Raw genomic sequence first — 6,982 nt, forward strand, 5'->3', positions numbered from 1 at the left:
CACCGGCACTTCGTCGGCTGCGAGCGGGCCTGCGGCAGTCCGGGGCACGGCGAGGTGCTCGTCGCGACCGGAGACGGCTACCGGCCGCGCATCGCAGATCCCCCGTCGCTTCGCTCGCCCCAATACCCACCCGTAGGGTGATCGAGTGCTCGACTACATCCGCGACGCTGCGGAGATCTACCGGCAATCGTTCTCGATGATCCGCGACGAAACCGACCTCTCCAGATTCCCCGACGGCGTGTCCCGCGTGGTCGTGCGGTTGATCCACACCTGCGGTCAGGTCGACGTGGCCGACCACGTGGCCTTCACCGACGATGTCGTCACGCGGACGCACGCGGCCCTGGCCGGGGGTGCGCCGATCCTGTGTGACTCGTCGATGGTGGCCGCCGGCATCACCCGTTCGCGACTGCCCGCCGACAACGAGGTGGTCTCGCTGGTCGCCGATCCCAGAGCGCCGGAGCTGGCCACCCGCCTGGGCACCACCCGGTCAGCAGCCGGAGTGGACCTGTGGGTCGATCGCCTCGAAGGCGCGGTGCTGGCGATCGGAAACGCCCCCACCGCGTTGTTCCGGCTGCTCGAACTCATCGACGAGGGCGCCCCGGTTCCGGCGGCGGTGCTCGGCGGACCCGTCGGATTCGTCGGCTCGGCGCAGTCCAAGCAGGAGTTGATCGACTCCCCCCGCGGCATGTCCTATCTCGTCGTCACCGGCCGGCGAGGCGGAAGCGCGATGGCAGCGGCGGCCGTCAATTCGATTGCGGCCGAAGCTGAATGAGCGATCGCAGAGGGACCCTCTGGGGTGTCGGCCTCGGGCCGGGCGACCCCGAGTTGGTCACGGTGAAGGCGGCCCGGATCATCGGCGCCGCCGACGTCGTCGCCTACCACAGCGCACGACACGGGCGCAGCATCGCACGGTCGATCGCCGAGCCGTATCTGCGTGACGGGCAGATCGAGGAGCACCTCGTCTACCCGGTGACCACCGAGACCTCGGATCACCCCGGTGGTTATGCGGGCGCGATGGAGGATTTCTACCGCGAAGCCGCCGAGCGCATCGCCGCACACCTCACCGCCGGCCACGATGTGGCCCTGCTGGCGGAAGGTGATCCGCTGTTCTACAGCTCGTACATGCACATGCACACCCGGCTCACCCACCGCTTCGACGCCGTGATCGTGCCCGGCGTGACGTCGGTCAGCGCGGCGTCGGCTGCGGTGGCCACACCGTTGGTCCAGGGCGAACAGGTCCTCACCATCCTTCCCGGGACGCTGCCGTCCGACGAACTCGAACGCCGGCTGGCCGACACCGACGCCGCGATCATCATGAAGCTGGGGCGCTCGTATCCGGCTGTGCGCAAAGCGCTTTCAGCATCCGGCCGGCTGGACGAAACGTTCTACGTCGAGCGCGCGAGCACCCCGAGGCAACGGGTGCTGCCCGCTGCCGAGGTGGATGACGCGTCGGTGCCCTACTTCGCGATTGCGATGCTCGCCGGCCGGCAACGGGTTCCGGCAACCACCGGAAGCGTCGCGGTGGTGGGGTTGGGCCCCGGCGACCTCGACTGGATGACCCCGCAGAGTCGGCGCGAGCTGGCCGCGGCCACCGACCTCATCGGATACGGCCCGTACCTCGATCGTGTGGGGGCCCGTGAGGAACAGCGGAGGCATCCCAGCGACAACACCGATGAACCCGCCCGGGCACGCCTGGCATGCACGCTGGCCGAACAGGGCCGCACGGTTGCGGTGGTGTCGTCGGGTGATCCTGGGATCTTCGCGATGGCCACCGCGGTCCTCGAGGAGGCCAAACAGTGGCCCGGTGTCAGCGTGCGGGTGATCCCGGCGATGACCGCCGCCCAGGCGGTGGCAAGCCGTGTCGGCGCCCCACTGGGCCACGACTACGCCGTCATCTCGCTCTCGGACCGCCTCAAGCCGTGGGAGGTGATCGCTGCCCGCTTGAGCGCGGCGGCCGCAGCCGACATGGTGCTCGCCATCTACAACCCCGCGTCCAAGACCCGGACCTGGCAGGTCGGCGCGATGCGGGATCTCCTGCTCGAGCACCGCGAACCCGGCACGCCTGTTGTCATCGGCAGGGACGTCTCGGGACCGAACGAATCGGTCACCGTGGTCCGACTCGCCGACCTGGATCAGCGTGACGTCGACATGCGGTGTCTACTCATCGTGGGTTCCTCGCAGACACAGTGGCACTCCGCCGGCGACGGCGGCCCCGACCGGGTGTTCACGCCCCGGCGGTACCCGCAGGATTGATCGGCGTCACCGGGGGCCCACCCGACTCGCGACGGCCTGATCTGCCTGACGGATCCACCTTTTGCACACCCCCACTCGCACTTCCTGTGCAAAAAGTGGATCTGTCAGTGACCGACGGCACGATGGCGGGCGCCGGCAGGGTAGTTCTCCAGGTGGGTCTCGGGGTCACTGGTACCACACTGCGTTGACACCTGTCGCACTTCGTTGACAGTCGTCAGATCTGCAGGTTAATGTCGCGCGTCACCCCGCTCTCGAACGGAAGGCGCTGCGTGCAGCGAGGACTACCGGTGCGGTCCGCGACCGACCGGCGTCAACCGCAGAAGAGCGATCTGCGGCGCAGCGCAATCCTCGAATCGCTGGATCACCACCTGCGCGAAACGGGTTTCGACGGCATCAACATCGCCGACGTCACCAAGCGCGCAGGAGTCACGCGATCTGCCTTCTACTTCTACTTCGAGAACAAGGCGGCCGCCGTAGCAGCGCTGCTGGAACCGATGTACGACGACGGGTTCATCGCCAGCGACATCCTGACCAGCACCGCCGATCCACCCCACTGGCGCATCCGCGCGATGGTCGAAGCCCTGCTCGACACCGTCGAGCAGCACCGCTATCTGCTCGAGGCGATGCTCGACGCCAGGGCGGCCAACCCCGCCATCCGCCAGGTCTGGGATGACGCGCGGGAGTCCTTCGTGCCCGGCGTGGCGGCCATGATCGCCGCCGAACGCGACAGCGGGCGCGCACCCGACGGGCCACCGGCAGAGGTGCTCGCCGGCATGCTGCTGGAGTTCAACGACCGGCTGCTCGAGCGCTACACGATCGGCGGCACGCTGAACCGCCAACAGCTCAGTGAAGGCGCGGAGGCGATCTGGCTGCGCACGATCTACGGCAGCGTCGACGTGGCGCGGCCGGACCGGACTTCCGACGAGAAAAAGGCGACATCGTGACGATCCCCCGCAATCCGGCAGACATCACCCCGGCATGGCTCGGCTCGGTGCTCGGCACCGACGTCAGCGACGTCGCCGTCGCGGCCATCGGCACCGGACAGACCGGCGCCACCTACCGGGTGACCCCGACCTACCCCACCGGGCAGGGGTCCGGCCCGTCGAGTTTTGCCGTCAAGCTGCCCGCCCAGGACGACGCGGTCCGCGAGCGGGTAGCACTCGGCTACCTCTCCGAGGTGGAGTTCTACTCGGCGATCACCGACAACGTGGCCATTCCCGTGCCGGGCTGCTTCCACAGCGAGATTTCCTCTGACGGAACCGATTTTGTGTTGCTGCTGGCCGATCTGGCTCCCGCTGTCCAGGGTGATCAGATCGCCGGGTGCAGCCCCGCCGAGGCGGCACTGGCCGTCGAGGCACTCGCCGGATTGCACGGTCCCAGCTGGGGCGACCGGCGCTGGTTCGACCTGCCGTCGATCGTCATGCCCAAGCCGGGTGACGCGGAGGCGGCCAAGGGAATGGGCGATGTAGCGGTCATGGCCGCCGACATCACCCTCGACAAACTCGGCGGATCGGTCAGCGACGAGGATCGCGACACCCTGACCGTAGCGATGAGCCTGGTGACACCGTGGTTGCTCGCCGAACCGGACCGTTTCTCGCTGATGCACGGCGACTACCGCCTCGACAACCTGCTCTTCGATCCGGATCGCACCCGCGTCACCGTCGTCGACTGGCAGACCGTGGGCCTCGGTCTGCCGACCCGCGATCTGGCGTACTTCACCGCGACGAGCCTGCTGCCCGAGATCCGCCCGACGGTCGAGCGCGACCTGGTCGAGCGCTACCACAAGACGCTCCTGGGCTACGGTGTCACCGGTTACGACGCCGAAACCTGTTGGAAAGACTACCGTCTCGGAGTCCTGCAGGCGCCGTTGCTCACGACCCTGGGGTACGCGTTCGCCGCATCCACCGAACGCGGCGACGAGATGATCCTGACAATGCTGCACCGAGGATGTCGCGCCATCCGCGACCTCGAGGCAATCGACCTGGTCAGGTCCTATCCGTCGGCTTGACCACAACCCACTGGGTCACCGGCATCGCAGCCCGCCAGCCGGTGAACGATCCGACCGGTTCGCCACGATAGTGCTGGTACTTCCTGAGCTCCCCGCCGTGGCGTGAATACCACTGCGCAACAACAGCTTCTGACTCCACAGTCACGGCGTTGACGACCAGGCGACCGCCTGCGGGCAGCTTCTCCCAGCACGCCTCCATCAGACCGGGTTGGCTGACACCGCCCCCGACGAAGACCGCAGCGGGCGGCGGCGCCGAGTCGAACGACGCCGGTGCCTCGAACGCGACCCCGACATGAACACCGAAGGCGATCGCGTTCTGCACGATCCGCGCGCGACGGTCCTCGTCGCGTTCGAATGCGGTAGCGCGGCAGTCAGAACCGCTGCGGCACCATTCGATCGCGATGCTTCCCGACCCGGACCCGACATCCCACAGATGTTCGCCCGGGCGCGGAGCCAGCGCCGCCAGGGTCACCGCCCGCATGGCCTGTTTGGTGATCTGCCCGTCGTGCGCGAACGCCCCATCGGGCAACGCGGCCCCCCGGCGGTCGTCCGGGAGATACCGCACGGCCATCACATTGAGATCGTCCACGTCACCGGGCGGCCGGCCCGCCCATTCCCGCGCGGTCGACGACCGGCGCAGTTCCCTCGGCCCCCCGAGCTGTTCGAGCACGGTCAACTCGGAGTCACCGCGGCCCGTCTCGGTCAGCAGCCGGGCCAGAGCCGACGGGCTCGAACCATCTCGGGACAACACGATCGCCTGCCCGCCGCGCCGGACAGCGCTGTACGGGTCCTCACGAACCAGGCTGATGATCTCGGTGTCCTGCACCGCCCAGCCGACTCGCGAACAGGCCAGCGTCACCGACGACACATGCGGCAGCACCGCAACCCGATCCGATCCGTAGAGCCGCAGCAGCGAGCTGCCGACACCGTGCAGCAGCGGGTCCCCGCTGGCCACCACGTGCACATCGCCGTCGGTGTCGTCGAGCAGGGTGTGCAGGGCGGGCAGCATCGGCGACGGCCACGGCCGCCTGACCGCGGACACGCTCTCGTCGAGCAGATCGAGTTGGCGCTGCGACCCCCAGACCACCGTCGCCCCGGCCAGTTCGGCGCGCGAGGTCTGCCCCAGCCCGGCCATCCCGTCGGCGCCGACGCCGACCACGACGATCACCGCGGCAACCTGCGCCACACGGCCCGCGGCATGATGCGAAATGCGAACGCCAGCAACGCCAGTGGGGCGGGAACCCAAGCCACCCCACTGCCCTTGCGCAGTGCCCGCACGGTCGCGTCGGCCACTTCGCCCGGCGTCGTCGACAACGGCGCGGGGCTCATGCCCTCGGTCATCCGTCCGATCACAAACCCGGGCCGGACCAGCAGCAGTCGCACGCCCGAGCCGTGAAGTGCGTCGGCGAGACCACTGCAGAATCCGTCCAGGCCGGCTTTGGCCGACCCGTACACGTAGTTCGCCCGGCGCACCCGAACGCCCGCCACCGACGAGAACACCACCAGCGTGCCGGTGCCCGCCGAACGCATCCTGTCGGCCAGCACTGTCAGCAGACTGACCTGAGCCACGTAATCCGTGTGCGCGATCGCCGCCGCATGCCCGGCGTCCTTCTCTGCGCGCGCCTGATCGCCGAGAATGCCGAATGCCAGCACCGCGGTCGCGATGCTGCCGTGCTCGGCGACCATGCGGTCGACGATGCCGGCGTGCGACGCCAGGTCGTCGGCATCGAAGTCCACCGGGTACACCGCAGCGGCGCCCGCCCTCTCCAGCAGGGCGATCTGCGCCCGCAGATCATCGGGTCGGCGCGCCGCCAGCACCACCGTGGAACCCGGTGCCAACCGCTGCGCCAGTTCCATCCCGATCTCGCTGCGGCCGCCGAAGACGACAACCGGCCCTCCATACGTGTCCTCCACGTCAGTGATTATGTCCTGCGCTAGCGTGGTCACCGATGGCGAAGACAACGACCCGACTGACCAACGACGCATTGGCGTTCCTCACCGAACGCCACCTGGCCATGCTGACGACGCTGCGGTCAGACCAATCCCCGCACGTGGTGGCGGTCGGGTTCACCTTCGACCCCAAGACCCACCTCGCCCGGGTGATCACCACCGGGGGTTCGCAGAAAGCGGTCAACGCCGACCAGCGTGGTGTTGCGGTGCTCAGCCAGGTCGACGGCGCCCGGTGGCTGTCGCTGGAGGGCAAGGCCACGGTTCACACCGAAATCGACGCCGTCCGCGACGCCGAACTGCGCTATGCACAGCGTTACCGCACCCCACGCCCCAACCCGAGACGCGTGGTCATCGAGGTGCGCGTCGAGCGGGTGCTGGGGTCGTCGAGTCTGCTGGACCGCGGCGAGGACTGACCGGGTCAGCCGACCGGGACCACGACGAGGTCGTGAGGGCGGTTGTTCACCGACGAGGCACCATCTGAGGTGACGATGACGATGTCCTCGATGCGCGCGCCCCACTGCCCGGGGAAGTAGATGCCCGGTTCCACCGAGAACGCCATCCCCTCCTGTAAGGGCAGGGAGTTGCCGGCCACGATGTAGGGCTCCTCGTGCACCGACAGACCGATGCCGTGTCCGGTGCGGTGCACGAACGCATCTGCCAGCCCCTCTGCCGCGAGCACGTCGCGCGCGGCGGCATCAACCTGCTCGGCGGTGACGCCGGGTCGCACCGCGTCGACCGCGGCACGCTGGGCCCGCTGCAGCACGGCGTAGC

9 protein-coding genes are annotated in these 6,982 nt (G+C 68.7%); 6 read left to right on the plus strand and 3 right to left on the minus strand.

What is annotated here, in order from left to right; translation table 11 throughout:
* The 5 genes from WA965_RS03490 to WA965_RS03510 all read left to right on the plus strand — a co-directional run.
* On the plus strand, positions 1–141 hold a 141-nt coding region (locus WA965_RS03490; protein WP_526447078.1), incomplete at its 5' end, for a hypothetical protein.
* Positions 142–145: 4 nt separating this feature from the next.
* Positions 146–772 carry a precorrin-8X methylmutase gene (locus tag WA965_RS03495; protein WP_526301643.1) on the plus strand — a complete coding sequence of 209 codons (627 nt, stop codon included), beginning with the start codon at positions 146–148 and terminating at the stop codon, positions 770–772.
* Positions 769–2,253 (plus strand): precorrin-2 C(20)-methyltransferase, encoded by a 1,485-nt coding sequence (locus WA965_RS03500; protein WP_526301645.1) that lies wholly within the window; start codon positions 769–771, stop codon positions 2,251–2,253. Before WA965_RS03495 ends, WA965_RS03500 begins: the two co-directional genes overlap by 4 nt.
* A gap of 287 nt (positions 2,254–2,540) precedes the next feature.
* Positions 2,541–3,197, plus strand: a complete 657-nt coding sequence (locus tag WA965_RS03505; protein ID WP_526301647.1) for a TetR/AcrR family transcriptional regulator — start codon at positions 2,541–2,543, stop codon at positions 3,195–3,197.
* Positions 3,194–4,261, plus strand: a complete 1,068-nt coding sequence (locus WA965_RS03510; protein WP_526301649.1) for a phosphotransferase family protein — start codon at positions 3,194–3,196, stop codon at positions 4,259–4,261. The genes WA965_RS03505 and WA965_RS03510 overlap by 4 nt, the downstream gene beginning before the upstream one ends.
* Here the strand turns inward: WA965_RS03510 and cbiE are convergent.
* Both cbiE and dprE2 read right to left on the minus strand, forming a co-directional pair.
* Positions 4,239–5,429 carry a precorrin-6y C5,15-methyltransferase (decarboxylating) subunit CbiE gene (gene cbiE / locus WA965_RS03515; protein ID WP_526447080.1) on the minus strand — a complete coding sequence of 397 codons (1,191 nt, stop codon included), beginning with the start codon at positions 5,427–5,429 and terminating at the stop codon, positions 4,239–4,241. The two genes, WA965_RS03510 and cbiE, sit on opposite strands and share 23 nt — an antisense overlap.
* Positions 5,426–6,175: a decaprenylphospho-beta-D-erythro-pentofuranosid-2-ulose 2-reductase gene (gene dprE2, locus WA965_RS03520; RefSeq protein WP_526294198.1), complete on the minus strand. Its 750-nt coding sequence runs from the start codon at positions 6,173–6,175 to the stop codon at positions 5,426–5,428. Before dprE2 ends, cbiE begins: the two co-directional genes overlap by 4 nt.
* Positions 6,176–6,210: 35 nt before the next feature.
* On the opposite strand from dprE2, the gene WA965_RS03525 reads away from it, so the two are divergent.
* Positions 6,211–6,624, plus strand: a complete 414-nt coding sequence (locus WA965_RS03525) for a F420-dependent biliverdin reductase (protein WP_526294199.1) — start codon at positions 6,211–6,213, stop codon at positions 6,622–6,624.
* A 5-nt stretch (positions 6,625–6,629) separates the two neighbouring features.
* Here WA965_RS03525 and WA965_RS03530 read toward each other — a convergent pair.
* Positions 6,630–6,982: M24 family metallopeptidase (locus tag WA965_RS03530; protein ID WP_526447076.1), on the minus strand; the 353-nt coding region annotated here is incomplete at its 5' end.

This window comes from Mycobacterium sp. (assembly GCF_049683935.1).
GTDB lineage: Bacteria > Actinomycetota > Actinomycetes > Mycobacteriales > Mycobacteriaceae > Mycobacterium.